This window comes from Acetobacter sp. (genome assembly GCF_022483985.1).
In the GTDB taxonomy this organism is placed as follows: Bacteria; Pseudomonadota; Alphaproteobacteria; order Acetobacterales; family Acetobacteraceae; genus Acetobacter.
Genome location: NZ_JAKVME010000001.1, coordinates 715,585 through 742,169, shown reverse-complemented (window position 1 = coordinate 742,169; position 26,585 = coordinate 715,585). Strand labels below are relative to the sequence as shown.

The window sequence follows — 26,585 nt, the reverse complement described above, 5'->3', positions numbered from 1 at the left end:
CATCCCCGATGGACAGATTATCAGAGCTTTGACGGAACTCTCGGTGAACGCAGCGTCTCCTTGCTCCATCCTCCGCCGAGCGCCCGGTAGAATGTCACAACATTCTCGTATCGTGCGACCTGCACCGACACCCGAGACTGTTCCGCCTGAAGCAGGTTGCGCTGCATGACCAACTGGTTGAGATAGGAATCCGTACCCACGGAATACCGCATCTTCGACAGACGGTAAGCGTCCTTCATCTCACGGACATAGTCATCCATCCGGCGGCTTTCATCCAGATAGGTGGAACGCGCAACAAGCGTGTCCGACACCTCGCGGAAGGCCGTCTGGATGGTTTTCTCGTAAGTCGCCAGCTTGATGTCCCGGCCCGCCTTGGCGGATTCAAGATTTCCCTTGTTCTGCCCCCAGGTGAAGATCGGGATACTGACATTGGGTTGCAGGCCCCATGTCGTCGCTGGCGCGGTGAACAGGCGGTGGAACAGCAGACTGCTGACACCATCCGTCGCCGTCAGCGTGAACTTCGGGAAGAACGCGGCGCGTGCGGCACCGATAGTCGCGTTTGCGGACAGCAAATCATGCTCGGCGGCAATGATGTCCGGTCGCCGGAACAGAAGCTCCGACGGCAATCCGGCAGGAATATCCGCCATCAGCATCTGCTCGCCCAAAGGACGGGCCGGAGGCAGATTGGCCGGGATCGGCGCGCCGATCAGCAGGGTGAGGTTGTTTTCATCCTGCGCCACAAGCCGGGTCTGCTGGGCCTGAAGCTGACGCGCCTGATCGACCTGCGTCTCCGCCTGCCTCACCGTCAGCAGGTTTTCCTCGCCATGATCATAACGCAGACGGATGAGTTTGAGATTCTCGCCCAGATTGGCAACCGCTTTATCGGCGATATCGAGAATTTCCTTATCGCCAAGCCATGCGAGATAGGCGTTGGCGACCTGAGAGACGATGCTGATCCGAACGGAACGCTCGGACGCGACCTGTCTCAAAGCCGCTTCAGCCGACGATTTCGACAGGCTGCGGATACGGCCAAAAACATCGATCTCGTAAGAAGAGAAACCGATACCGGCGCTGTAATAGCGGAAGGAGGAAATGCTCTGGCCGACGCCCGGAGCAAAACTCAGACCCGCGGTCTGGGAAGGCGCCATATACATCGCCTGCCCCGTCGCCCCGATGGGAGGGAAAAGAGAGGCGTGCTGCACGTCATACTGGGCCGCTGACTGGGCAATGTTGGCGGCAGCAACGCGCAGATCGCGGTTTTCATTCATGGCGATGGCGATCAGCGCCTTGAGGCGCGGATCGACAAAGAAATCTTCCCAGCCGATATCGGAAGCCGGTGTCTGCAGAACGTCCCCCGCCTTCTTCGGCTTCGCCATCGGTTCGGCTGGATAGGCACCCGCCACCGGCGCTTTAGGGCGGTGGTAGGTCGGCTCCATGGTACAGCCGGCCAGCAACATGGCCGCCAGCCCTATGCTGCCCGAACGGGAAACCACCCCGCTACGGACGCGAGAAAGAACGCTCATCATGTCGCCTCCGGCGTGGCGGTAGGAGGAAGTCTGTCATCGTCATGACGCTCCGACAGGCGACGCACCCTGAACAGGCGCAGCACCAGAACAAAGAACAGTGGCACGAAGAAGATGGCGAGGAAGGTCGCCGTCAGCATACCGCCGACAACGCTGATACCAATGGCCTGACGCGCCGCGGAACCCGCGCCCGAGGCGATGGCCAGCGGAAGCACGCCCAGCACGAAGGCGATCGACGTCATCAGGATCGGACGCAGCCGTTCACGTCCGGCGTTCAGCACAGCTTCTTCCAGCGTCTGGCCAGCCTCGAAGTTCGCCTTGGCGAACTCGACAATCAGAATGGCGTTCTTGACCGCCAGACCGACGGTCGTGAGCAGACCCACCTGAAAATAGACGTCGTTATCCCTGCCACACCACAATGTCGCGGCAATGGCGCCCAGCACGCCCAGCGGAATCACCAGAATGACGGAAACCGGGATCGCCCAGCTTTCATACAGAGCGGCAAGGCAGAGCAGAATGACGGTAGCCGCCAGAGCATAGAGCGGACCTGTGGAGGAACCCGCCGCCATCTGCTCATATGACAGTCCGGTCCATTCATACCCGATGCCGGACGGAAGATCGTTCAGGATCTCCATCATGGCAGCGATGGCATCACCCGAGCTGTAACCGACAGCAGGCTGACCGAGAATTTCAAAGGCGTTCAGGCCATTATAGTTCTCGACTTTCTGCGGCCCGACAATCCAGCTTCCATTCACCACGGCGTTGAACGGAACCATCGTGCCGCTCGTGTTACGCAGATACCAGGCATCCAGATCGACAGGCGCCATGCGGGAAGTGGCCATGCCCTGAATATAGACCTGTTTCACACGGTCATCCCGCATGAACTGGTTCACATAGATCGAGCCCAGCGCGCCGTTGATCAGCGTGTTGATGTCCGCGACCGACACGCCGAGCGCGTTGGCCTTCTCACGATCAATATCGAGATGATATTGCGGCGCGTCTTCCATGCCGTTCGGACGGACAGCCATCAGACGCTTGTCCTTGGCAGCCCGACCGAGGACCATGTTACGGGCGGCAAGCAGCTTGTCGTGACCCAGATGCCCACGGTCTTCAAGCTCGATATCAAAGCCCGAGGCATTGCCCAGTTCCAGCACGGCAGGCGGATTGACGGCGAATATCTGCGCTTCCGGGTCACCCCAGAAATGCATCATGATGCGGTTGGCAATGGCATCCACACCCTGACTGGCGCTGGTACGCTCGTCCCACGGCTTGAGCTTGATGAAGAAGGCGCCAGCGCTCTGCCCCTGCCCCGCAAAGTTGAAGCCATTCATCACATAAACGGATTCAACATTCGCGGCTTCGGTCTTGAGAACGTAATCCGAGACCTTCTTGGTGACTTTCGCAGTCTGTTCCTGCGTGGACCCCGGAGGCATCGTGACCTGTCCGAAGATCAGACCCTGATCCTCGTTAGGCAGAAACCCTCCCGGCAGACGCATGAACAGGAAGACCGCACAGGCGGTGATCCCCGCGAACGCGATCAGTGACAGAAAGCGATGACCGACAATCAGACCGACCCCACGCAGATAGCCATGGGTCAGCTGGTTGAAGAAACGGTTGAACAACCCGGCCAGTCCCTTGGTCTTCTCATGTTCACCCGGCTTGAGCATCGTCGCGCAAAGGGCCGGCGTCATGACCATGGCCACCAGAACCGACAGCCACATCGCGGCGCAGATGGTGATGGAGAACTGGCGATAGATCACACCTGTCGAGCCGGAGAATGCAGCCATCGGCAGGAACACGGCCGTCAGCACCAGCACGATACCAACCAGCGCGCCGGAGATTTCATCCATGGACACGCGGGCGGCCTCTCTCGGCGAGAGCTTCTTCTCGTGCATCACACGCTCGACGTTTTCGACGACGACAATGGCGTCATCGACCAGCAGGCCGACGGCCAGAACCATGGCAAGCATGGTGAGCGTGTTGATCGAGAAACCCAGAGCCGACAGGAACCCGAATGTTCCGAGAAGAACGACAGGAACCGCGATGGTCGGGATGAGGGTCGCACGGAAGTTCTGGAGGAAGATCAGCATCACGAGGAAAACGAGGCCGATCGCTTCCATCAGGGTGATGACCACTTCCTGAATGGAGAGAACGATGAAGGGCTCCGTGTCGAGCGGATAAACCGTCTTCAGTCCGGCCGGGTAGAATTTCTCCAGACGCTTCACTTCCTCACGCACGGCAGCTTCAGTTGTAAGCTGGTTTGCGCCCGGCGTGAGCTTGAGCGCCATACCGGTAGAGGGGTTGCCGTTATAGAGAGAGTTGAAGTTGTAGCTCTGTGCGCCGAACTCCACCTTGGCCACATCACCGATGCGGACCTGCGAGCCACTGGACGTCACCTTGAGCAGTATCTTCCGGAATTCTTCCGGAGAGGTCAGCCGTGCCGGGCCAATGATGGTCGCATCCAGACGGGTGCCCGGAGTGGCAGGCAATCCGCCCAGCTCACCGGAAGACACCTGAATGTTCTGGGTCTGGATGGCCGTCTGCACGTCTCCGACCGTCAGCCCGTAACTATAGAGCTTGCTGGGATCGAGCCAGATACGCATCGCGTATTCCGAGCCGAACAGGGTGTGATCGCCGACGCCCGTGACACGCGACAGCGGATCGGACACGTTGGATGCGACATAGTCGGCGATATCTTCCGCGTTCATCGAACCGTCGGTAGAGATAAAGCCGACGACCAGCATGAAGTTCTTCACGGCCTTGGCAACCGTAAGACCCTGCGCCGTCACTTCTGTCGGCAGTTTCGGCTGGGCAAGCTGAAGCTTGTTCTGCACCTGCACCTGCGCGATGTCAGGATTAGTTCCCTGCTCGAAGGTCAGGTCGATTTCCATCTGACCGGACGCATAGGACTGCGACGAGATATATTCGAGATGATCGAGCCCGAACATCTGCTGGAGGATGGGACGCACCACCGTATTGTTGACGGTTTCCGCCGAAGCGCCCGGATAGGTCACGGTGATGGAGACCTGCGGTGGTGCGATGGAAGGATATTGCGCGATCGGCATGCGGAAGATGGCGACGCCACCCACCAGCATGATGATGAGGCCGATGACCCACGCGAAGACCGGCCGGTCAATGAAAAAGCGTGACATGCTGCTTAATGTTTCCCGGCGTCAGAGGGCTGGGCGTCAGACGACGCTGTATCGTTGAACGGCGTGACCGTGACCTTGTCGCCCGGATGCACCTTCTGAAGTCCGATCACCACCACGCGCTCTCCCGCTTTCAGGCCGGAGCTGACAACCCAGTCGCTGCCGTGCATGGCGCTTGTCGTGACCCCACGCAGGGCGACCTTGTCATCGTCTCCGACGACCAGAACCTGCGGATCACCGTGACTGTTCCGCGTCACGGCCTGCTGCGGCACGAGCAGCGCCTGCGGATTGGTTCCCTCATCGAGCGTGGCGTGCACATACATGCCCGGCAGGAGATATTTCTGCGGATTGGGGAAGACAGCCCGAACAACGATTGTCGCCGTGGATTCATCCACGTTGACTTCGCTGAACTGCATCTTTCCTGCCTGATCGTATGTTGAGCCGTCTTCCAGTTCCAGCGAGACAGGCACCGAATTGTCGGGGTTGGTGTGAATCTGCCCGCTGGCGATTTCCCGACGCAGGCGGAGCAGGGAAATCGCAGGCAGGTTCACATCGACATAGATCGGATCGAGACGTGTGATGACAGCCAGATTGCTCGACTGACCCGCCTGCACAAGAGCGCCGACCGTCAGGATCGTACGACCGATACGACCGGAAATCGGCGCGTTGACGCGGGTGTAACCCAGATTGGTGGCGGCGTTTTCCACCTGCCCCTTGGCGATCAGAATCTGGGCGTCGGCGGAACGGGACGCGGCCAGAGCGTCGTCATATTCCTGCTTGCTGACAGCGTGGGCCGCCTTCAGCGGACCATAGCGCTCCAGCTTGGCTTTGGCCGTGATGGCATTGGCCTGAGCCTGCACGAGCTGACCGTTGGCGCTGTCATAGGCGGCCTGATAGATGCTCGGGTCAATCTGATAGAGCTGCTGTCCTGCCTGCACGTCGGTTCCCTGCACGAACAGACGCTTCTGGATGACGCCATTCACCTGCGGGCGGACCATTGCGATTTCATACGCCTCGATCCGGCCAGGAAGCGCTGTATGAATCTGGACCGGTTGAGCCTTCACGGTCAGCGCCTGCACCTGCTGCGGCGGAGGCGCACCCTGCTGTGGAGCTTTCTTGTTACAGGCAGTCAGAACCAGCAGACTGGCAACCGATGCGCACAGGGCCGGGGCTGAAAAACTACGGACGGGGCTTTTCACGGATACATCCTGCTGATTGTGTGTAAAATGGAAGCGGCGGCAGCACGATCTGCCCTGCTTCCTTCAAGGAAGGAAACAGGCGGACAAATCTCGCTACCCCATTCGAATAAAAACTATTCAGTTTCCTAACCCCCGTCAAGCCTGCCCAGTCACCTCCCTAATGGACATATCCTTCACGAAGGCGCACATGGGAATGGCTATGAATGTCAAGGAACCTCAGTTCTCTTCATGCCGCGGTCCGGGCCGACCGCCGGAGATGGACGAATGCGAACGGCGTGAACGGATTCTCTCTGCGGCGGATGAAGCTTTGCGGAGATATGGTTATCAGGCCGTCTCCATGGACAAGGTCGCCCTGTGCTCCGGCATGTCCAAACGCACACTGTATCAGCAGTTTCCTTCCAAACAGGATTTGTTCCAGTCGCTGATCGAAAAGCGGCTGTTCTGCTTCTCACTGCCCGTCCGCGAACATGCCCGCACGTCCGAAGACGAACTCATCGGGCTGCTTGACGATCTGACGGCCCATCTCACCCGTCCGGAAACCATCGAACTGATCCGCGCCATCATCGCCAGCGCGTCGGAAACCGAAGACCTCCGCGACATCATGAACAGCCTCAAGCAGTGTGGAAAATCGAACATCCTGCAAGCGTGGCTGTCCGCCTACTGCATACAGCACGGCCATCCCGAGACACGGATAGAACGCAAGACCCAGCAGCTCTTCAGCATGACCGCAGGCGAAAGGATGCTGCACGCCCTGTTCCACAAGGAAACCGACGCGGAGGAGTCCCGCGCCATCATTGCAGACGGCGCACGTCTCTTTCTCATCGGGCTCCATGCGGAATGGAGCCAGTCTCCCGTCGAGAACGCGTAACGGCTTTTCCGATAAGCTGTTTTTCTTTCCGGCCTTTATTTCCCCATGACCTGAGGAGCAAGAGAGACCGGTTTCAATAGCCGGAGGTCCGTCTGTGCGTCGTTTTGCTCTCGTTGTCCTCGGTGTGGCTGGCCTGAGCGCCGCAGTCTGCGGTGGTGGCTTTCTGATCCTGCCTCACCTTGATCTTGCCGCACTCGCAACCGGACAACTCGCCAAGGTTACCGGACGCACAGTGCATATCGGCAGCGCGCATGTCTCTCCGGGCCGCTGGCTGACGCTCGATGTCGATGACCTCAGCATCGCCAACATCCCGAACGGCAGCAGGCCGGAAATGATCACCTTCGGCCACCTGCATACGCAGGTTCGTCTGATGTCGCTTCTGCATGGCCCTGCCGAAACCCGTGATCTCGCGCTCGATCGCTTTTCCGGCCTGTTCGAACGCACGGCCGACCGCACTCCGAACTGGCGCTTCGGCGCGTCGTCACAATCAGACCGATCGGGCAGGAAACCGGAAGAAAAGGAAGCCGCAGCGCCGGACTGGAGCTGGTTTCCCGGCATCCGACAGGCGACCATCAAGAGCAGCGAGATCATCTACCGTTCGGCAAACGGCCACGCCTATCGCACCAGTCTCGACGCCGTGTCTCTTTCCTCATCAAGCGACAGCAACCCTTTCGAAATGACCGTTGCTGGCGGCTATAACGGCACGCCCATCACCCTTGCGGCCCATCTTGGTCCGTTGACCCTCCTGCGCGAAGCCGGGAAACCCTACCCGACCAGCCTTCATGCCGCATCAGGGGATCTGACGCTCGATCTCGACGGTGCCATGACCGATCTGTTCGATTTCGACGGCATCGACGGAAAACTCACCCTCCGGACGCCGACCTCCGCGCCATTGATGGCCATTGCCAGCGCAAGCCCTGACAGCCTCCATATGACGATCAATCTGGAAGGACATTTCACACACAGGGGCGATGTCTGGACGATGACGCGGACCACCGGACTGCTGCGCGATAATCCCATAGAAAGCGCCGACATCACCTTCACCGAAGGCAAAGCTGGCGCGCCTGACCAGATCGCCGGAAGCATGGCGTTTGCAAAGCTCGACCTGAACGGCCTGCAATCTGCCGGTCAGAGCAGCCAGACATCCGGCCAGCACGTCACCGACATTCCGCTTGTGGCCCCTGCCCATCCCGACCCGCTGTTCACCATCAAGCTCTCGGCGCGCTCAGTGCGGTACAACAATCTTGTGTTTTCCGACGCCAGCCTTGCGGCAAGCCAGCAGCCCGGCAGGATCAACGTCTCCTCCCTGCAACTCGGCTGGATGAAGGCGTCACTGCACGCCTCGGGTGAGATCGCCGCCCGTCCACGCGGCTCATCCCTTCATGCCACAGTGGATGTCGACAAGGCCGATATCGACATCTTCCGCAGGCAGGCGGGCCTTGCCCCCGTGCCGGTGAGCGGCTCCCTCTCCTTTCGCGTGAAAGCGAGCGCCGAGGGAGGAGCAAACACCCTGAACGAAGCGTCCCGGAATGCGGATATTCAGGCAGTCGTCGGCATGAACAGCGGCCTTATCAGCAAGAAAGTCATCGGCATCGCCTCGACCAACATCGGCACCTTGTTCGGCGGCATGAAAGGCACGACACCCGTGACATGTCTGCTGGGCGCGCTGAAAATGAGCCGAGGCGAAGGGTCTGTCGTTCCTCTGCGTATCTATACGCCAGCCGGGTCCATTGTCGGCTCGGCCCTGTTCGATCTCAATCGACGCTGGTTCGAACTGGCTTTTCAGAGCCGGAACTCCGGTGCTCTGGCGCTCGATATTCCCATTCGCGTGAGTGGCCCGTTCAACAGCCCCTCCATCGGTCTTGCAGGATGGTCCGCGCGGGGACGCGCCCTGCTGAAAGACGCCCAGGGCATCAACACCCTGCCCTCCGAAATGGCATCATTCACACCGGGACGGGCATGTCTGGGTGTCATGAAGTGAAGCGGAGCCATGCCAGAGACCCTGTTGACGGCACGCGGTTTTTTCCGCGATAAGCTTTGCCTCCCCCGTCCGGGGCCTCGTGATTTGTATGGCCGGCTTGCGGCGAGGTAAAAAAAACGCGCTAAAGAGGCTCTGGCGGGTTCCATGCCGCCAGGTTTCCACGGTCGAAGCCCCGTGCGGGGGTGACCGGGTCCTCAGTGATCCGGCGTTCCTGCTGCGGACAGAACGGAACCGAGACCGAGCATGACTGACACGTCCATCAAAACAACGTCTCCCGAAGTCGCCGCCACGTGGCGCGCCGCCACTCGCCTGATTCACGGCGAGGTCGAGCGCACGTCCTATGGCGAGACGAGCGAAGCTCTTTTCCTGACCTCCGGCTTTGCCTACGACAATGCCGAGCAGGCCGCCGCCACCTTCACGGGTGAAGCGGTTCATTACCAGTACAGCCGCTTCGGCAACCCGACGGTCGATGCCCTTCAGCGGCGCCTCGCCGATCTTGAAGGCGCGGAAGCCTGTGTCTGCACGGCCACCGGCATGGGCGCCGTTTCCTCAGCACTTCTGGCGCATGTCAAGGCGGGCGACCGGGTTGTCGCTTCCCGCGCCCTGTTCGGCTCCTGTCACTGGATCGTCGCCAATCTGCTGCCGCAATATGGCGTGGAGACGGTTTTTGTTGACGGCGACGACCTCGGCGCATGGGATGAAGCCTTCAGCAAGCCCGCGGCCGCCGTGCTGCTCGAAAGCCCGTCAAACCCGATGCTGGACGTGCTGGATATCGCGGCCATCGCCGAGCGGGCGCACAAGGCCGGAGCGATTGTCATCGTCGATAACGTGTTCGCCTCGCCCGTCTATCAGAAGCCGCTGGAACTGGGCGCTGACGTGGTGGTGTATTCCTGCACCAAACATATCGACGGTCAGGGCCGCGTGCTCGGCGGGGCCATTCTCGGCCGCAAGGACTGGATCAATGACACGGTCCTGCCCTTCACCCGCAACACCGGCAACGCGCTTTCGCCGTTCAACGCATGGGTCATGCTGAAGGGTCTTGAGACGCTCGCCCTGCGTGTCGATGCGATGACCCGCAACGCCGCCGCGGTCGCCGACTGGCTCGCCAGTGCGCCGGGGATTGTCAGCGTGCGTTATCCGGGCCGCAAGGACCACCCGCAGCACGAACTGGCCGCCCGTCAGATGAGCGGCTTCGGTTCGCTGATCGCCTTTGAGGTCGCCGGTGGGCAGGCAGGCGCGTTCGCGTTCCTGAATGCCCTGCGCGTCGTCCTGATCTCCAACAATCTGGGCGACGCCCGCTCTCTGGCGACCCACCCTGCGACGACGACCCACATGAAGATCGGTCCGGAGGAGCGGGCGCGTCTCGGCATTGCTGACGGCGCCATCCGTCTTTCTGTTGGCCTGGAGGATTCCGCCGACCTCATCGACGATCTCGCACGTGGCGTTGCGGCCCTGAAAAGCCGCGGCTTCGCAAACTGAACAAGGGAGTTGCCGCTCATGTCCTCCAGGCCGCCCATGCCGCCAAAGCTGTTCGAAGACCCGGAAACGGCCTTGAACGAAGCCATTGCCGCATTGCCGTCCTACGAGGCCACGACTGACAATATCCGCATTGTCGTCAGGGCCTTCTGGCTCGATGACCAGTCCCAGCCGGACGAGCATTCCTACTGCTGGGGCTACCGTATCCGCATCGAGAATCATGGACCGAATACGGTCCAGCTTCTTGAGCGGTCATGGGAGATCATCGACGCCAACGGGCATGTCGATCGCGTTCGCGGTGACGGCGTGGTGGGCGAGCAGCCCATTCTCGGGCCGGGCGGTGGTTTTGAATACACGTCAGGCGCCTCTCTCGACACGCCGAGCGGCATCATGCGCGGGTTCTTCCACATGGTGGAAGAACCGGGCAGACGACTGTTCGACGTGCGTATCCCGGCTTTCAGCCTCGACAGCCCTTATCAGCCGAGCATGCTGCACTGATTTCTTCACATATTGTTCGCTGTGACCGGATCACCGCACGATCCGGCTTCACACGCCCACCTTTCCAGTAGAGATCCGACTGATGTCCAATCCTCCCACTCCAGTCCGCCCTTCCCGCGAGGAAGCCGAGGAGGCCGTTCGGGTCCTGCTGCGCTGGGCCGGTGAAGACCCGTCCCGTGAAGGTCTGCTCGACACGCCGTCCCGCGTCGCCCGTTCCTATGACGAGTTTTTCGAAGGTTATGCGGTCAATCCGGAAGAGCTGCTTCAGCGCACCTTCTCGGAAGTTGATGATTATGACGAGATCGTCCTGCTGCGCGACATCCGCCTTGAGAGCCACTGCGAGCATCACATGGTGCCGATCATCGGTCGCGCCCATGTCGCCTATCTCCCCCGCAAGCGGGTTGTCGGCATTTCCAAGCTTGCCCGCGTCGTGGAAGCCTACTCCCGGCGTTTCCAGATTCAGGAACGCCTGACGTCACAGATCGCCAATACGATCGACAGCGTGCTCGAACCCTACGGCACGGCGGTCATCATTGAAGCAGGGCACCAGTGCATGACCACGCGCGGCGTGCATCGTCCCGGCGTGTCCATGGTGACCAGCCGGATGCTGGGCGTTTTCCGTGACAACTCTGATACCCGCCGCGAACTCATGGCGATGCTGAACCGTCCCGGTATGAACGAATTTTCCGCCTGAAAGACTGATCTGAACATGTGATGTGTGTTCAGGTCATATTTTCTTAAGCCAGCCGGGCGAACCTAGCGTCCATGACGCCATCGCCCGCCCCCCACTCCGACAATACAGCCTTTTTCTCCGATGCCGGAACGCAGTTGCAGCGTGAGGGACGAATTCTGGAGGCAGAAGCCGTCTACCGGAAACGGATCGGGGAAGAGCCACGGGACGCGCTCACTCTCAGCAATTACGGCGGCCTTCTGGTCGGAATCTGCCGCTTCGAGCCAGCGCTTGAAGTGCTGAAACGCGCCGTTGCCCTGGCTCCGAACCTCGCCGACGCCTGGTCCAACCTCGGCAATGCCCTGCAATCACTGCAACGTTATGACGAGGCGATTGCAGCCTATTCGAAATGTCTGAGCATCAGTCTGGATCACCCCCTCGCCGCAAGCAATCTGGGGGTGGCGCTGGACAGTCATCGGGGCCAGCACGAGACCGCGCAGAAGTTTCACCGTGTTGCCGTGGAACTGGCGCCCGATAATCCCGAAACCCATACGAACTACGCCCTCTCCCTGCTAGCGCAAGGCAACTATCCGCAAGGTTTTGCCGAGTATGAATGGCGCTGGAAAATCAGGACGACACGGCAGCATGGTTTTGACGCACCGCTCTGGCAGGGAGAACGGTTCGACGGCAGAACACTTCTGATCCACACGGAAGGTGGCTTCGGCGATGTCCTGCAATTTTCCCGCTTCATCCCGCTCGTTGCAGAGCGTGGCGGCACAACCATAGTCCGCATCCGTCCCGAACTGCTGTCCCTGCTGTCACGATCCTTTCCGCAGGCCCGTTTTGTCAGTGAAAAAGATCCCGCACCCATTCATGACATCCAGTGTCCGGTTCTCAGTCTACCCCTCGCGCTGGACATGACACTCGACACCCTGCCTTCGCCGGAAGGCTTTCTGAAGCCGGACCCGGAAAAGGTTCAGACATGGGCAGAGCGTATCCGGCGGGATACCTCTTCCAGCCGTCTCCCCAGAATCGGCCTCGTCTGGGCGGGTGCGCCACATAGCGAAATCCGGGAGGCCGAGGTTGCAGACAGACGCCGCTCAACCACGCTTTCCACACTGGCTCCTCTCGCCGCGCACGCATCTGACGCCATCTTCTTCAGCCTACAGGTCGGCGAGCAATCCTGTCAGGCCCGCACGCCTCCAGCGGGAATGAAGCTCATTGACTACACAGACGCGCTAAATGACTTCGGGGAAACGGCTGCGCTGATCGCCAATCTTGATCTGGTTATCGCGGTCGATACATCCACCGCTCATGTCGCGGCCGGTATCGGCAAGCCTGTCTGGCTGCTGTCACGTTACGATCAGTGCTGGCGCTGGCTCTCCAACCGCACGGATTCTCCATGGTATACGAGCGTCCGGATTTACCAGCAGGACACGCCCCTCGACTGGTCCGGCCCTGTGGCGCGTATTGCGATGGACCTGAAAACTTTCGAGCGGCAGCATCAGTCCGGAAAAACACCCGAGCCAACCAGCGCCTGACTGGATCGTCGTCCCGGCCCAAGACAGCCGGGACAATCCTTTTCCGGATCAGATATCCAGCATTTCCACTGACTGGGCGTGTTCCTGAATGAACGCGAAACGCAGTTCAGGCTTTCGCCCCATGAGACTTTCGACGCGTTCCCGTGTCTCCAGCCTGTCGTCGGGGTGGATCACCACGCGGAGCAGGGTGCGCCGCTTCGGGTCCATGGTCGTCTCCTTGAGGTCTTTCGGCGGCATTTCACCAAGTCCCTTAAAGCGGGAGACTTCCACTTTTGCGTTCGCCTTGAACTCGGTCCTGATCTTCCGGTCCTTGTCGGCATCATCCATCGCGTAAACCGTCCTTGCGCCATGCGTCAGACGGTAAAGCGGTGGCTGGGCCAGATAGAGATGACCGGAACGGACAAGCTCCGGCAGTTCACGGTAGAAGAACGTCATCAGCAGGGAGGCGATGTGCGCGCCGTCCACGTCGGCGTCGGTCATGATGATGACACGCCCGTAGCGGAGCCGCGTGAGATCGAAACGATCCCCTGTCCCACAGCCCAGCGCTTCTACCAGATCACTCAGTTCCTGATTGCCACGCAGTTTTTCGCTTGTCGCACTGGCGACGTTGAGGATTTTACCACGCAGCGGCAGCACGGCCTGCGTCTCACGGTTACGCGCCTGCTTGGCTGACCCCCCAGCCGAGTCACCTTCGACAAGGAAGATTTCGGTTTCCTCGGCTTTCTCCCGCGTGCAGTCCGTCAGCTTGCCGGGCAACCGCAGGCGTCGGGTCGCGCTCTTGCGGGGCGTATCCTTCTGCTCACGGCGACGGAGACGGTCCTCCGCCCGTTCGACCACGAAGGCCAGCAGGGAATCGGCCTGTGTCGGATTGCCGGACAGCCAGTGATCGAACCGGTCACGAAGAGCGGTCTCAACCAGTCTCGACGCCTCGGCGCTGGTCAGTTTTTCCTTGGTCTGCCCCTGAAACTGCGGATCACGGATGAACGCGGACAACTGGACTGCCGTGCAGCCAAGAATGTCCTCCGCCGTGACAATGTTCGCACGCTTGTTCGACCGCTGATCGCCCCATGCGCGGAAACCCTTGACCAGAGCCGCACGGCAACCGGCCTCATGCGTGCCGCCCAGTGGTGTCGGAATGGTATTGCAGAACGACACGAAGCTGGCGGTGCCGGATTCGAGGAAAGCAATGGCCCACTCGACCTTGCCGCCTGACACACCGTTGGTTTCAGGCAGTTCGGCGTCACCGGACCAGATCGGAGCCAGAAGCGGCGCGCCTTTGCCGAGTTCATCAGCCAGACTGTCCGCAAGGCCGCCGGGAAAATGCAGAACGGCTTCAGCAGGCGTCTCGTCACCCGCACGGATCAGTGACGGATCGCAGTTCCAGCGGATTGTCACCCCACGGAACAGGAAGGCTTTCGAGCGGCACAGCCTGTAGAGACGCGCCGGTTGGAACGCATGTGTGCCGAAAATCTCGGGGTCGGGCTGGAAACGAATCTGCGTGCCGCGCCGGTTGGGGGCCGCACCTACTTTTTCGATTGCTGTCTGAGGAATGCCGCGCGCATAGACCTGCCGCCACAGCGTCCTGTCACGCGCGACCTCCACCTCCATAAGGGTTGAGAGCGCATTGACCACCGATGAGCCGACGCCGTGCAGACCGCCCGATGTCGCATAGGATTTGCCTGAAAACTTTCCGCCCGCATGAAGCGTCGTGAGAATGACCTCAAGCGCCGAGCGATCAGGGAAACGGGGATGAGGATCGACGGGAATACCGCGTCCGTTGTCCCTTACCGTCAGCCAGTTACCGGTCTCAAGAGTGACATCAATCGTCGTGGCGTGGCCTGCGACAGCCTCGTCCATCGAGTTATCAAGAATCTCGGCAGCGAGATGATGCAGTGCTCCTTCATCGGTGCCGCCGATATACATGCCGGGGCGACGGCGGACAGGCTCAAGTCCTTCCAGCACCTCAATGGAGCTGGCGTCATAGTCCTGACCCGACGCTGGCGCAGCCTGCTGCGCTTTTTGCGGTGCCGGCTGGGCGGGAGGAGATCCGGTGCCTGAGAAAAGATCGCTCATGCCCGGTTCTGTCTCCCTCTACAGGTGATTCGTCAAGAAGCCAGTCCGGGCTGTTACGCCTTACGGACGGTGCGACGGCGCGCACGGCTACGCGTCTGGGTGGTTTTCTCCACGGCAGGCGCTGCACAGGTCTCAAATGTCGCAGGCTGCGTGATGTCTTTCGCCTGAGCATATTTTGAAAGATCATGCTCATCGTCCAGAGCGACGACCTCGTCAAACATGGCCATGCGCTGGTCACAGAAGATGGTGCCGGACTGAAGGCCTTTTTCCGACTGCACGTTCGCGAGCTGCGTGATGTAGTCATCATGCTCGACCTGCGCCCGCTTGCCGTATGTCGTGCGGAAATAGGTGTTCAGGCGCTGCTCCTCAGCCAGAAGCTTCGTGCGGAACTTCTCGACAAACGCATTGTAGCGATCCTGCGCCTTGCAGGAGAGGGCTGTCACCATCAGTTCGCTCTTGAGGCCCTGCACATCGAAAGCTTCTGCGGCCGGAGAACCGCTGCAACTGGCGGCAAAGGCTCCTGAACCAGCAGTGAGACCAAGGGAAACCACACCGGCGATCGCGAGACGGAACAGACCTGTGGACATGAAAAGCCTCTTCGAAAGAGATGAAATATAACGTGCTCAGACGTATGCACTGCCCGCATCCTGATGGCGAGAGGGTTTTGAAACCTATTTCTCAACCTGTTGCCTCAAGGCACGGTTTTGTCGACATATTATCGTGAAAAATTTTCAGTCATATCTGTCATGCAGCCATAATACCGCCGTGATTGTGGCGTTTCGACGGCATACGCCCTGTGCATCCGCACAATCGTCCAGCGCGATGCCTTTCAACAGGCAGTCGGATGCTCTAGAGCGGGATGGATTTCATTGCGGTCGGTGGATTCGCCGCCAGTCCGCCCCAGTTAGTAAACAGTGATAAGCGGAGCCTTTACGTGCGTCTTAAAGTCCTAGCCGTGCCTGTGCTGGCCACCAGCTTTCTGGCCGGATGTAATCATGGTCCGCTTCAGAGCGGTCGTTACGGATCGCCTGATCCGTTCGGCTATATGAAGGCATCCGCCGTCTGCCAGACCACCAAACCGACGACCGACGCTCAGGGCGACCGCGTTGTCGCCATGACCGTCCGCAGCGATAACGGACGCTGCGTTTTCGCTCTCGCCCCGGCTAACGGCGGAAGCTATGCGTCCTTCGGCGTTTCTCCCGCGCCTGAGCATGGCAAGGCCTTCCTCTACACGCTTGATGGCCAGACACAGATCACCTACACGCCGACCATGGCCTATGCGGGCGCCGACAAATTCTCGGTCGTGCTGATTCGTGGTCCCGGCCAGAAGCGTGACAACCTGACCGTGAATGTCACAGTTGACGCAACCGGCGTGGTCATTCCGAAGCCGGCTGTCAGCGCCCCGACGCCTGAAAGCAAGGAAACTCGCAAGGCGACGACCACCAAACGCCGTACGGTCACCAAAGCGCGCAAACGGTAAGTCCGCGCGCCCGGTCCTGCATTGTTTCTGATGCACTGATCAGCAGTGCATCAGGCGTTATATCGAAAAGGTGATGGGCTCCGTCAGCGGACGACGCAGCCCCGCAGTTTCGGCCTTTCTGACAAGATCATCCAGCGTGATTTCACGCAGTCTGGCCGTGATTGCCTCATCTTCCTCACGCCAGAAAGGGTCGATAACTTTCTGGTAGAGATCACCTGATGAACCGTCATCGGTCTCCGGGTCCGTGTTGACGACCGTGGAGACGATTTCCGAGATGGAAATGTCCCGTCGCGGACGCCCCAGCCTGTAACCTCCCCTTGGTCCCCTGACGCTTTCCAGCAGCGACGAGCGGGACAGCATCTGAAGCAGGGGTTCGATCCCCCTTCGGACCAGCCCTGCTCTCAGGGCAATGTCGGCTGCGTTCACGGTACCGGTCCGCCCCGCATAAAATGCAACATCCAGCATGATGATAACGCCGGTCATTGCACGATCGCGTCGCAAAAACATTGAGCCTTCCCCAAAGCCATTCATTCCGCCGACAATTAGCCGACAATCCGCATGATGGCGACATATCCATGCCATGAAAGTGAAAAGCAATGAAAGCAACACTTATCCACATTGCCCTGTCGTGCTATTTCACCAGCATGTCCCGATTTGCGGGAAACGATGTCTGTTCAGGACTTCAGCCAGATCGACTCTCCATGGCGGCACGGTGCAACTCCCCGATCCGTCTGTAGAGAGCGCCAGAGAAGAGGTGACGCCATGGTCTCCGAGACGCCAGCCGACCGTATTGATTTCAAGCTTGCTCCTCCCCGTGGACGGATTTTCGATTCCGTTGTGGATGTGGTCGGCGGCACTCCTCTGGTTGGCCTGCCGCGCATGATGGAAGAAGACAGGCTTCAGGCTCGCGTGCTTCTCAAGCTGGAATTCTTTAACCCTCTCGGGTCGGTCAAGGACCGCATCGGCGCGGCCATGGTGCTGGCGGCGGAAGAGCAGGGTCTCATCACACCTGGAAAAAGCGTTCTGGTCGAGCCCACCTCTGGCAATACCGGCATCTCTCTGGCGTTTGTCGCCGCCTCACGGGGGTATCGTCTGATTGTGACGATGCCTGAAGGCGCATCCATCGAACGCCGGAAGATGCTGCGACTGATGGACGCGCAGGTTGAACTCACCCCCTCCCGTCTCGGCATGGCGGGCGCCATCGCCAGGGCGCAGGAAATCCTCAAAACCACGCCTGACGCCTGGATGCCCGGCCAGTTTGAAAACCCTGCCAATCCGCTCGTGCATGAACAGACAACGGCTGAGGAAATCTGGGTCGATACCGCAGGCACGGTCGATGTCGTCGTCGCCGGTGTCGGGACGGGCGGCACAGCGTCAGGCATTGCTCACGCCCTGAAAAAGAAAAAATCCGGACTTGAGGTTTTTGGCGTCGAACCGGCGGAAAGCGCGATCCTGAATGGTGACGAGCCGGGACCACACGGCATTCAGGGCATTGGTCCCGGTTTCTGCCCCCGCACGCTCGATGTCGGAGCGCTTGATGGTGTTCTGACGGTCTCGGAACGAGAAGCCATCGCCGCCGCCCGCCGCTGTGCGCGTCTGGACGGTATCCCCATCGGCATCTCATCGGGCGCGGCCCTGCATGCCGCGGTTACGCTGGCGCACCGGCCGGAGAACAAGGGCAAGACCATTGTGGCGATCGCACCTTCCTTTGCCGAGCGATACCTCTCCACGTCGCTTTTCAACGGACTGTAAAAACAGGAACGGGGCCTTTCGGCCCCGTCATCGTCGAGAATAACGCTGCTGTCTGCTCCTGTGGAGCAGGTGGCAGAGCGGGCGTTCAGCGCAGAACGATTTCCACCCGTCGGTTCTGCGGCTCCCTGACACCCGGTCCGGTCGGAACCAGAGGATGTGTCTGGCCATAGCCCTGCACATCAATGATGGAGCCTGCCACGCCGTCACGGATCAGTTCCGCCTTGACCGTTTCGGCCCGCTTGATGGAAAGCGCCATATTGTAACGCTCCCCACGCGCCCCCTGATGGGCTGCTGACGTGTCCGTATACCCAGACACCTGAATACGCGTCAGAGCCGTATGTCCGGATGCCTGCGCAGCGACAGCGACGATGGATCGCGCACGATCGGTGAGCCCGGCTTTATCCCAGTCAAAGAACACAAGGTAGGTTCTGGCGGCTGCTGGCATCGGCGCCGGAGCCACTTCCGCTGGCGGCGGAGGCGGGGGTGCGGGATTGAATTCGTAACGCAGGCCCAGCATCAGGGAATGGTTGAAATCCGTGGCCGTGCTGCGGTTGTTTTCCGCCAGACCATATTCCTTGACCGTATTGCGTCCGCCCACCGTGCCGAGCGCGGTCGCATGGTAGCCCTGCGGACCCAGCATGCTCCAGAAACGATATTCAGCCGTGGCGGACAGCCCTACGACCCACGGCACCGGAAAGGCGAGGCCGAAGATACCCTGATAGGTGAAACCGCCATGCGTGCCACGCACCTGCTCGGAGAGCGAGCGGTCAAGACCCGTGATGGTCGTATGGACGTTGGTCCAGCCATAGCCGACGCCCGCGCCAAAATACGGGAACAGCCAGCTCTTGCCGATATCCAGATCGAACAGGGCATTAGCCATCAGACCGGAAGTCTGGCGACGTCCATCGCCCTTCGTGGAAACGGTGGCAGAGGAAAGTCGGTGATAATCCATGTTCCGGTAATTGCCTTCGAGTTCCACCCGGAAACCGTTACCAAGTCCGTAACCAATGGAGCCGATGCCAACAGCGCCTGTTTTCCAGGTATCGCGTCCGCTCGGCATGTTGTGAGTCAGACGAACCTGCTGCGCCTGATTGAAGGTCGCACCACCCTCACCTGCAATATACAGGCCCTGCACAGGCTGGGCAGACGCTGCGGCGGACAAAGCAAGGACGACAAGCGGCGCCGACAGGATCGATCCCGTAAGAAACCCGTTACGCAGCTTCATCATGTTCTCCTCACATCCGCACCGCTATCGACCGGATATTTCGACCCGGTGCAATGTCACTGCAATATCATATGGCCCTGTTTTGCCGAAACCGGACCTTCGCGCAACTCGCAACACCGTCTCAAGGCCTTTAACTCTGAAAAGTTCTGGTCAGTCGCCAGTCCCTGCCGCCGCTTTTTTCAACATGTCTGCAAATCCGCAGGGCACCGGAGGTTGCATGCCCTGCACGGCTTACGGTTCGTCTGTGGCACTCATGCAACGCCTGAAAGGTTAAAGCAATACAGCCTCGAAGGGCGGCGTCAGGTCTTCGGTTTCAAACTCAAGGACCCACAGGTCAGGATCACGACCGACCTGTCTGTCCACATAAGCCTCCGCAGTCGCTTCATCGACAGGCTCAGCACCGCTTCCCCGTATCCATGCCGGAGAACCGTCCGGAGCACGAGTCTGTGCGAGCACGACGGCTTTTCTGTCACGGGACGTCAGGACCGCCAGCACACCGCCAGCAGCATCATCCCCCCGACGACGGCGGAAAGCCGGACACCCTGAGGCATTGGCCTGCCGCAGCACGGCACTGACCCATAAGCCGGTCATGAGACGGGGTTCGGCACTCATTCTGCGTCCATTCCTGCTGTATCCGCCTCATCGGGAATCATGAAAAGAGCAGCCCTGTAGGCGGCTGGTGTTTCAAGAAGATCCCGTCCCACATCCAGATCAAGATCACCACCGAGCGCCGCCGGACAGGTTTTCCGGATTTCGAGAATACGAGAGACAGGAACCGGATAGCGCACGCTGCGCGACTGGCCCACGGCTGCGTTCTCCGGCGTCTTGCCGACCCGCAGGGCCACCATCTGCTTCTCGGTGTCGGCAGCGCCCCGGCTCGTGCAGACCTGCGGCATCACACCCAGACCCTGAAGCGGCCAGCCGAGCGGCGCGATCACCCGGCTCCAGGTCACGAACAATTCGCCACGATCGGGCAACTGGGCGACGGTCTGCACCAGCCCCTTCCCCATGGTCGAGCTTCCCACGACCACGGCCCGATGATGGTCGGCCAGAGCCGCCGCCAGAATTTCCGCAGCGCTCGCCGTGCGGCCGTCCACCAGAACGACAACAGGGAGATGGTTGGTCATGTCGCCCCCCTGCACGGCCCAGACATGATTGGCCTGCGGGTCCCGTCCCTTGGTGACGACGGCGACACCGTTATCAAGCAGCAGCGCCGCTGCCGTGACAGCCTGTTGCAGCACACCGCCCCTGTTGCCCCGCAGGTCGATGAGGATACCGCGCAGATGACGGTCCTGTGTCGCCTGATCGAGATACTGGCTCATTTCCTCCGCCGTCTCGGAAGAAAAGGAGGTGATGCGGATGATCACCAGCGGCCCGGCACTGAAGGCGAAGACCGTTTCCGGCGGGATTCTCTCCCGGCGCAATTGCAGCGTGCGTGTCCGCTTCAGCGTCGGGGAATAAAACCGCACCGACACAGTGCTCCCGGGCGCACCGGAAACGAGCGCGTTCACCTGCTCGACCGACCGACCGACCACGCTATGTCCGTCAACAGCCACGATTCTCTCGCCAACATCCACACCGGCTGGCCAGGCGGGTCCATTGGTGTTGACCGCGCTGACAACCAGATGCCGTGCCGCCGTTCTGTTCCGACCTGAGGGAGGAACGGTCTGTTCATCAACCGTGATGCCGATTCCCGCATTGCCGCCGCTTCGCACCGTGCGGTCGGTGTCAGCAGGCGCAGGGCCGACATAGCGGGAATACGGATCAAGATGATTGAAAAGCTCGTCAAAGAAGCTCTGCGTCAGCCCGTCTCCCTGCACACTCTGCAGAACGGATGAATGTTCCGTGGCGGACAGGAGCAGGTCAGTCGTAAGCGCGGCCCAGTCCCGCGAGCTGTTCGCAGCGGGCGCAGGACGCTTCAGGACGACTGACTGCCCCTGCATGAGCTGAATTCCGTCCGGGACTTCGACAACGCGGAGGGCCGGATCAAGCGCGCTGATCCCTCCCAGCCCCCAAAGACACAACTGACGCGCATCGTAGGGATGCAGGGTCCGGGGCTGGAGAAAGTCCAGAGCCGTCTGGATGACCGATCTTATGAGGCCAACATTCAGGCGTGGTGGCGCGTCCTTCGCCGTCGCATCCTGCTGCGGGGTCGCCTGCTCTCCGACTGCGGCCTCGTTCGGTGGTACGGTCGTCTCTTTGACTGGCTCTTTCTGACTGGCAACAGGTGCCGCCGGAGCATGCGCCCCGTCTTTTTCCTCTTCCGGCGTTGTAGCGGCATAGGCACAGACTGCCGTGGTCAGAAGCCATACGGCGACCGCCAGAGGCAGGATGACCGGACGAAATTTACGCAATCCCAGATGAACCGGAGAAAGAACGACAGGCAGGCGTCGCCTTCTCATGCGGAAAACCCTACGCACCGAAAGACGCACTGAAAGCCGTCGTGTGACAGACCGACGACTGTAACACGCACGACGGCCCCCTTTCGCAGGGAAAAGAGTGCCCATGCATCCGCAGAGGACGCTGCTGCGCCAGAACACGCTTCACTTCCCCCGCTCGAATCCGAATGCATTTTTCGGTCTGCATTTCCCCAGACAGGCAGGAGACCGATTGTCTGCGTTTCCGTCAATGTGACCAGAACGCCATCCGGGGTCGCACCAGTCACATGGCCGCACCAGACCCGCTCCCGGTCCTGACAGAGCCAGAGCGCCAGCAGACGACGGCGCGTCATCATGGCTGCCTCGGCCGCCCGGGCCTCGGTCATGGTCAGATGGGCCGCCAGAGCGGGGAAATTCCCACCATCCGTGGAGTGTGGCCACGAAGACGAGCTCTTCTGAACCATTGCCTCCAGAAGCATGCGGTGGTTGGTCAGGTCGGCGTAACGGCGTATCGGGCTTGTGAGATGCGCGTAGACATCCAGTCGCAGACCCGCGTGACGCGCTGGTTCAGTGACGTAAACAGCAGGCAGACGTGGCACATCAGCCACAGTGTCCGCGTCGGCATGGGACCGGAAAAGCGCAGCGCTTCCCCTGTCACGCAAGACCGCCGCACCGGCATGGCAGGCTGCAATCATGAAGGACTCGACAAGGTGCCTGCTTTCAGGTGGTCGGCTGTCCGAAACATCTAAACGTCCGCTGGACCTGTCCAGTTCCACACGAAGCATATCCCTGTCCGCAATCTCCACACAGCCGCGCCGATGACGAGCCTCCCGCAATGCTTCATGCGCCGCATACAGGGTGTCGATCCAGACGCGTCCCAGATCGTCATGGAGAAAAGCCTGTGCGCCTTCACGCATTGCCTCAAGCTGTTCGTAAGTCAGACGCGCACGGCTTCGCATGACGCCACGGTCGATGCGCGTGTCTGTCGGCACCCCCTCCGCACTGAAGCGCAGATCGAAGACGACACAGAAACGGTCTTCATCAGGTCGGAGCGAACAGAGATTCTCCGACAGACGCGGCGGCAGCATCGGTACGACGCTGTCCGGAAAATAGACGGAATGTCCGCGTCGCCGCGCTTCCGCATCGAGAGCCGAATGGGGTGTGACATAGTGCGAGACATCCGCAATGGCTACGAGCAGCCGAAACCCTTCACCGTCACGTTCCGCCCATATCGCGTCATCGAAGTCGCGAGCGTCTGAGCCATCGACCGTCACGAACGGAACCGAGCGGAAATCCTTGCGACCCGATGACGGTTGCTCCGCCTCAGGAGCAAGCAGACTCATGGTTTCAGACAGCACGTCCGCCGGAAATGCTTCGGGCAGACCATATTCGGCGTGTCCCATAGTCGTGACCGCCAGAGGATCATCCAGCCTGCCAAAGCATTGCAGGATGTGGCCGTCATCATCAGCCAGAACAAGGTCACCCTCTTTCAGGCCGGAGCGCTCTTCTCCCGGAACCGTGCGACGACAGGCGCTCTGCGGATCGCAGGCCCGCACCTCCTCTCCGCGAAAAAGACCGACGAAGCAGGCAGGTTCCTGCCGCTTCAGTATCCGGGCTTCATAACGGTTCGCACCGACCGAGCGCAGACGGGCCAGCAGACGCCCTCCGGCCACAAGCGGCGGTTCATCCGCCGGAGGTTGATGCACGAACACGATTGGCTGGCCACCCTTGGCCACAGCCCTTGCGCCGAGCGCTTCCTCCGCCGCGATTCTGCCGAACGGCGCGCCATGCCGGTCATGACCGGTGATGACGATCTCGGCCAGCAGAGGCAGGTCCGGCTCGCCGCGCAGCTTGCCGAGCAGGGCCTCCTCCCGAAACGCGCCCTCAAGCGCCATCGCATGCAGCACGCCCCGCACCTGCTTCTTGCGATCGAGCGGCAGACCCAGCCGACGAAGCAGTTGTCCGGCCGTCAGCGGCGTAGGGGAATCCCGCAGGATTTGCGCCAGAACACCCCTGTCCGGCGGGCTTATGCCCGAGGACAGGGGTGTTCCTGTATCAGCGTTCATTCAGGAGACGTCTGATCTTTCGCGGTCGCTGCTTTCTTGCGGGTGGCTGGCTTCTTTTTCGCAGCCGTGGCCGTCTTCGCTTTCGTCACCTTTTTCACAGGCGTCCCGGCGTCGCCTTCCGCCTTGGCCTTGCTCTTCGCTGTAGTCTTCGCAGCTGTTTTGGTCGTCTTCTTCGCGCCCGCCTTGCCTTTCGGCTTCAGTGGCTTGCCTTTCTCGACCAGCAGTTCCAGCGCACCCTCCAGCGTGACATCGTCCATGCTCTCGCCACGCGCCAGATTGGCCACGACCTGACCATGCTGGACATAGGGACCGAACCGCCCCTTACGCACCATGACCGGCTCGCCGTCCTTCGGATGCGACCCGAGATTGCGGATCGAGGCGATCTTTTTCGCCAGCGCGTCCACAGCCCGGTTCAGCCCGACTGTCAGAACGTCATCGTCCTTGTCGAGAGAGCCATAGATCGCGCCCATCTTCACATACGGTCCAAAACGACCCAGACCGGCTTCGATCGGCTCGTTGAATTCCGGATGTATTCCCACAACCCGGGGCAGGCTCAGGAGCCCGACCGCCTGATCCAGCGTCAGGTTCTCCAGACTCAGACCTTTCGGCAACGAGGCGCGTTTCGGCTTGGCCTTCTTGTCCTCGGGATTGGGTTCGCCCTGCTGCACGTAAAGGCCCCACGGACCACGCTTGACTGTGATATCCTCGCCTGTGACCGGATGCTGGCCAAGCAGCTTCATCCCGTCTTTCAGCTCTTCGCTGCCGTCGCCCTCGCCGCCTTCGACGGCCAGTTTCCGGGTGTACTGACAGTCCGGATAGTTGGAGCAGCCGATAAAAGCGCCATAGCGCCCGAGTTTCAGACCCAGACGGCCCGTGCCACAGGACGTGCAGACCCGCGGATCGGTTCCTTCCTCGTTCGGCGGGAAAAAATGCGAGCCGAGATCCTGATCCAGCGCGTCGATAACCTCGGTGATGGTCAGGTCTTTTGTCTGTGAGACCGCTTCCGAAAAAGCCTGCCAGAAGGCGCTCATTACCTGACGCCAGTCGGCGCGACCGCCGGAAATATCGTCAAGCTGCTCTTCGAGACCCGCCGTGAACTGCGGATCGACATAGCGTTCGAAGAAGGAAACGAGGAACGCCGTGACCAGCCGTCCGCGATCTTCCGGCATGAAGCGACGGGCTTCCAGACGGACGTAGTTACGATCTCTCAGGACCGTCAGAATCGAGGCGTAGGTGGAAGGACGACCGATACCGATCTCTTCCATCTTCTTGACCAGAGACGCTTCCGAATAACGCGGCGGCGGCTGGGTAAAGTGCTGTTCAGCCTCCACATCGCCACGTTTGAGCGGATCACGCTCGTTCATCGGCGGCAGCATGCGGCTTTCGTCGTCAGACGCCTTGTCGCTCTCGTCCCGGCCTTCCGTATAAAGTTTCAGGAAGCCATCGAACGCGATGATCGACCCCGTCGCGCGCAGCACGGTCCTGCCGGGCTGGTCCGCCACATCAACCGCGACCTGATCCAGCTCCGCCGACTGCATCTGACTGGCGACGGCGCGCTTCCACACCAGCTCATACAGACGACGCTGCTCGTCACTGAGGTAACGCGCCACGGAAGCCGGTGTGCGGCTGACATCGGTCGGACGCACGGCCTCATGCGCTTCCTGCGCGTTCTTGGCCTTGGTCGCATAGACACGCGGCTGGGCCGGGACGTAGTTCGCGCCGAAATCCTTGCCGATGTGGCGACGGATGTCGGCAATCGCCTCTCCGGCCATCGTGACGCCATCGGTTCGCATATAGGTGATCAGACCGACCGTCTCGCCACCAAGCTCGATACCTTCATAAAGCTGCTGCGCCGTCCGCATGGTGTTCTGCGCGCCCATGCCCAGCTTGCGGGAAGCTTCCTGCTGGAGCGTGGATGTGGTGAACGGTGGCGGCGGGTTGCGCTTGACCTTCTTGCGTTCAACGGATTTGACCGCGAACGTGCCAGCCAGCACCGCATCGCGGGCAGCGAAGGCAAGTTCTTCGTTGGAAAGATCGAACTGGTCGAGCTTCCTGCCATCGAGATGCGTCAGGCGGGTCGTGAAAGGTGCGCCAGCGGGCGTGAAGAATGTCGCGCCGACCGTCCAGTATTCCCGGGGCTTGAAGACCTCGATCTCGGCTTCACGCTCGCAGATCAGACGCAGGGCGACCGACTGCACGCGACCGGCGCTCTTCGAGCCCGGCAGCTTGCGCCACAGGACGGGCGAGAGGGTGAAGCCGACAAGATAATCAAGAGCGCGACGGGCGAGATAAGCCTCGATCAGCGGCATGTCGAGATCACGCGGATGCGCCATCGCTTCCTTGATGGCGCCCTTGGTGATCTCGTTGAACGTCACACGCTGGACGTTCACGCCCTTGAGCGCATTCTTTTCCGCCAGCATCGCCTTGACGTGCCATGAGATGGCTTCGCCCTCGCGATCCGGGTCAGTGGCGAGATAAAGCGTATGCGCGCCCTTGAGCGCCTTGGCGATGGCCGCGACCTGCTTCTGGCCGCGCTCATCGGACTGCCATTTCATGGCGAAGTCTTCGTCCGGCATGACGGACCCGTCTTTCGGCGGCAGGTCACGGACATGTCCGAAAGAGGCGAGAACGGTGTAACCGTCGCCCAGATATTTATTGATCGTCTTCGCCTTGGCAGGCGACTCAACCACGACGACGTCAGTCATG

Annotated in this window: 19 protein-coding genes and 1 riboswitch; of the genes, 8 read left to right on the top strand and 11 right to left on the bottom strand. The window is 60.6% G+C overall.

Annotation, left to right across the window (positions count from 1 at the left end):
- Positions 1-20: 20 nt before the first annotated feature.
- Genes LKE90_RS03210 through LKE90_RS03200 form a run of 3 tightly spaced genes read right to left on the bottom strand, consistent with a single transcriptional unit; the run spans position 21 to position 5,871 of the window.
- Positions 21-1,523 (bottom strand): efflux transporter outer membrane subunit, encoded by a 1,503-nt coding sequence (locus tag LKE90_RS03210; protein ID WP_291490987.1) that lies wholly within the window; start codon positions 1,521-1,523, stop codon positions 21-23.
- On the bottom strand, positions 1,523-4,675 hold the full coding sequence (locus LKE90_RS03205; protein WP_291490834.1) for an efflux RND transporter permease subunit: 3,153 nt from the start codon (positions 4,673-4,675) through the stop codon (positions 1,523-1,525). Before LKE90_RS03205 ends, LKE90_RS03210 begins: the two co-directional genes overlap by 1 nt.
- 5 nt (positions 4,676-4,680) lie before the next feature.
- Entirely contained in the window at positions 4,681-5,871 is a 1,191-nt protein-coding gene (locus tag LKE90_RS03200) for an efflux RND transporter periplasmic adaptor subunit (protein WP_291490833.1), read from the bottom strand.
- 256 nt (positions 5,872-6,127) lie between these two features.
- Between LKE90_RS03200 and LKE90_RS03195 the strand changes: the two genes are divergently transcribed.
- The 6 genes from LKE90_RS03195 to LKE90_RS03170 all read left to right on the top strand — a co-directional run bounded on the left by LKE90_RS03195 (position 6,128) and on the right by LKE90_RS03170 (position 12,905).
- Positions 6,128-6,739 carry a TetR/AcrR family transcriptional regulator gene (locus tag LKE90_RS03195; RefSeq protein ID WP_291500989.1) on the top strand — a complete coding sequence of 204 codons (612 nt, stop codon included), beginning with the start codon at positions 6,128-6,130 and terminating at the stop codon, positions 6,737-6,739.
- A 94-nt stretch (positions 6,740-6,833) separates the two neighbouring features.
- Entirely contained in the window at positions 6,834-8,720 is a 1,887-nt protein-coding gene (locus LKE90_RS03190) for an AsmA family protein (RefSeq protein WP_291490831.1), read from the top strand.
- 66 nt (positions 8,721-8,786) lie between these two features.
- Positions 8,787-8,866: riboswitch (SAM riboswitch) on the top strand.
- A gap of 97 nt (positions 8,867-8,963) precedes the next feature.
- The gene (gene metZ, locus LKE90_RS03185) at positions 8,964-10,199 is read left to right on the top strand and encodes an O-succinylhomoserine sulfhydrylase (protein ID WP_291490830.1); all 1,236 of its coding nucleotides are present in this window, start codon (positions 8,964-8,966) and stop codon (positions 10,197-10,199) included.
- An 18-nt stretch (positions 10,200-10,217) separates the two neighbouring features.
- Positions 10,218-10,694, top strand: coding sequence for a Co2+/Mg2+ efflux protein ApaG (gene apaG, locus LKE90_RS03180; RefSeq protein WP_291490829.1), 477 nt, complete (start codon positions 10,218-10,220; stop codon positions 10,692-10,694).
- A gap of 82 nt (positions 10,695-10,776) precedes the next feature.
- Positions 10,777-11,388, top strand: a complete 612-nt coding sequence (gene folE / locus LKE90_RS03175) for a GTP cyclohydrolase I FolE (protein ID WP_291490828.1) — start codon at positions 10,777-10,779, stop codon at positions 11,386-11,388.
- A gap of 71 nt (positions 11,389-11,459) precedes the next feature.
- Positions 11,460-12,905, top strand: coding sequence for a tetratricopeptide repeat-containing glycosyltransferase family protein (locus LKE90_RS03170; protein WP_291490827.1), 1,446 nt, complete (start codon positions 11,460-11,462; stop codon positions 12,903-12,905).
- Between the two features lie 48 nt (positions 12,906-12,953).
- Here LKE90_RS03170 and parE read toward each other — a convergent pair whose 3' ends face one another.
- On the bottom strand, positions 12,954-14,978 hold the full coding sequence (parE, locus tag LKE90_RS03165; protein WP_291490826.1) for a DNA topoisomerase IV subunit B: 2,025 nt from the start codon (positions 14,976-14,978) through the stop codon (positions 12,954-12,956).
- Between the two features lie 53 nt (positions 14,979-15,031).
- Positions 15,032-15,565 carry a hypothetical protein gene (locus LKE90_RS03160; RefSeq protein ID WP_291490825.1) on the bottom strand — a complete coding sequence of 178 codons (534 nt, stop codon included), beginning with the start codon at positions 15,563-15,565 and terminating at the stop codon, positions 15,032-15,034.
- Positions 15,566-15,912: 347 nt separating this feature from the next.
- Here LKE90_RS03160 and LKE90_RS03155 point away from each other — a divergent pair, with 347 nt between their 5' ends.
- Complete coding sequence (locus LKE90_RS03155) at positions 15,913-16,458, top strand: hypothetical protein (RefSeq protein WP_291490824.1); 546 nt, start codon at positions 15,913-15,915, stop codon at positions 16,456-16,458.
- Positions 16,459-16,515: 57 nt separating this feature from the next.
- On the opposite strand, the gene LKE90_RS03150 is transcribed toward LKE90_RS03155, so the two are convergent.
- Positions 16,516-16,965, bottom strand: a complete 450-nt coding sequence (locus LKE90_RS03150; protein WP_291490823.1) for an Rrf2 family transcriptional regulator — start codon at positions 16,963-16,965, stop codon at positions 16,516-16,518.
- 255 nt (positions 16,966-17,220) lie between these two features.
- On the opposite strand from LKE90_RS03150, the gene cysK reads away from it, so the two are divergent.
- Entirely contained in the window at positions 17,221-18,210 is a 990-nt protein-coding gene (gene cysK, locus LKE90_RS03145) for a cysteine synthase A (protein WP_291490986.1), read from the top strand.
- An 85-nt stretch (positions 18,211-18,295) separates the two neighbouring features.
- Here the strand turns inward: cysK and LKE90_RS03140 are convergent, their stop codons facing one another.
- From LKE90_RS03140 to topA, 5 genes are all read right to left on the bottom strand, one after another.
- On the bottom strand, positions 18,296-19,435 hold the full coding sequence (locus tag LKE90_RS03140) for an OmpA family protein (RefSeq protein ID WP_291490985.1): 1,140 nt from the start codon (positions 19,433-19,435) through the stop codon (positions 18,296-18,298).
- Between the two features lie 270 nt (positions 19,436-19,705).
- Positions 19,706-20,047 (bottom strand): DUF1491 family protein, encoded by a 342-nt coding sequence (locus tag LKE90_RS03135; RefSeq protein WP_291490822.1) that lies wholly within the window; start codon positions 20,045-20,047, stop codon positions 19,706-19,708.
- The gene (locus LKE90_RS03130) at positions 20,044-21,837 is read right to left on the bottom strand and encodes a S41 family peptidase (protein WP_291490821.1); all 1,794 of its coding nucleotides are present in this window, start codon (positions 21,835-21,837) and stop codon (positions 20,044-20,046) included. Before LKE90_RS03130 ends, LKE90_RS03135 begins: the two co-directional genes overlap by 4 nt.
- Positions 21,834-23,879: an RNB domain-containing ribonuclease gene (locus tag LKE90_RS03125; protein ID WP_291490820.1), complete on the bottom strand. Its 2,046-nt coding sequence runs from the start codon at positions 23,877-23,879 to the stop codon at positions 21,834-21,836. Before LKE90_RS03125 ends, LKE90_RS03130 begins: the two co-directional genes overlap by 4 nt.
- A complete protein-coding gene (topA, locus tag LKE90_RS03120; RefSeq protein ID WP_291490819.1) occupies positions 23,876-26,584 on the bottom strand; it encodes a type I DNA topoisomerase in 2,709 nt (902 codons plus the stop codon). The genes LKE90_RS03125 and topA overlap by 4 nt, the downstream gene beginning before the upstream one ends.
- Position 26,585: the final 1 nt, after the last annotated feature.

What these genes read in the sequence shown, in the direction of transcription:
- apaG (WP_291490829.1), top strand. Translation starts at nt 10,218, where the DNA reads ATGTCCTCCAGGCCGCCCATGCCGCCAAAGCTGTTCGAAGACCCGGAA.
- LKE90_RS03160 (WP_291490825.1), bottom strand. Translation starts at nt 15,565, where the DNA reads ATGTCCACAGGTCTGTTCCGTCTCGCGATCGCCGGTGTGGTTTCCCTT.
- parE (WP_291490826.1), bottom strand. Translation starts at nt 14,978, where the DNA reads ATGAGCGATCTTTTCTCAGGCACCGGATCTCCTCCCGCCCAGCCGGCA.
- folE (WP_291490828.1), top strand. Translation starts at nt 10,777, where the DNA reads ATGTCCAATCCTCCCACTCCAGTCCGCCCTTCCCGCGAGGAAGCCGAG.
- LKE90_RS03170 (WP_291490827.1), top strand. Translation starts at nt 11,460, where the DNA reads ATGACGCCATCGCCCGCCCCCCACTCCGACAATACAGCCTTTTTCTCC.
- cysK (WP_291490986.1), top strand. Translation starts at nt 17,221, where the DNA reads ATGGTCTCCGAGACGCCAGCCGACCGTATTGATTTCAAGCTTGCTCCT.
- topA (WP_291490819.1), bottom strand. Translation starts at nt 26,584, where the DNA reads ATGACTGACGTCGTCGTGGTTGAGTCGCCTGCCAAGGCGAAGACGATC.
- LKE90_RS03195 (WP_291500989.1), top strand. Translation starts at nt 6,128, where the DNA reads ATGGACGAATGCGAACGGCGTGAACGGATTCTCTCTGCGGCGGATGAA.
- LKE90_RS03150 (WP_291490823.1), bottom strand. Translation starts at nt 16,965, where the DNA reads ATGTTTTTGCGACGCGATCGTGCAATGACCGGCGTTATCATCATGCTG.
- LKE90_RS03130 (WP_291490821.1), bottom strand. Translation starts at nt 21,837, where the DNA reads ATGAGAAGGCGACGCCTGCCTGTCGTTCTTTCTCCGGTTCATCTGGGA.
- metZ (WP_291490830.1), top strand. Translation starts at nt 8,964, where the DNA reads ATGACTGACACGTCCATCAAAACAACGTCTCCCGAAGTCGCCGCCACG.
- LKE90_RS03125 (WP_291490820.1), bottom strand. Translation starts at nt 23,879, where the DNA reads ATGAACGCTGATACAGGAACACCCCTGTCCTCGGGCATAAGCCCGCCG.
- LKE90_RS03140 (WP_291490985.1), bottom strand. Translation starts at nt 19,435, where the DNA reads ATGAAGCTGCGTAACGGGTTTCTTACGGGATCGATCCTGTCGGCGCCG.
- LKE90_RS03135 (WP_291490822.1), bottom strand. Translation starts at nt 20,047, where the DNA reads ATGAGTGCCGAACCCCGTCTCATGACCGGCTTATGGGTCAGTGCCGTG.
- LKE90_RS03210 (WP_291490987.1), bottom strand. Translation starts at nt 1,523, where the DNA reads ATGAGCGTTCTTTCTCGCGTCCGTAGCGGGGTGGTTTCCCGTTCGGGC.
- LKE90_RS03205 (WP_291490834.1), bottom strand. Translation starts at nt 4,675, where the DNA reads ATGTCACGCTTTTTCATTGACCGGCCGGTCTTCGCGTGGGTCATCGGC.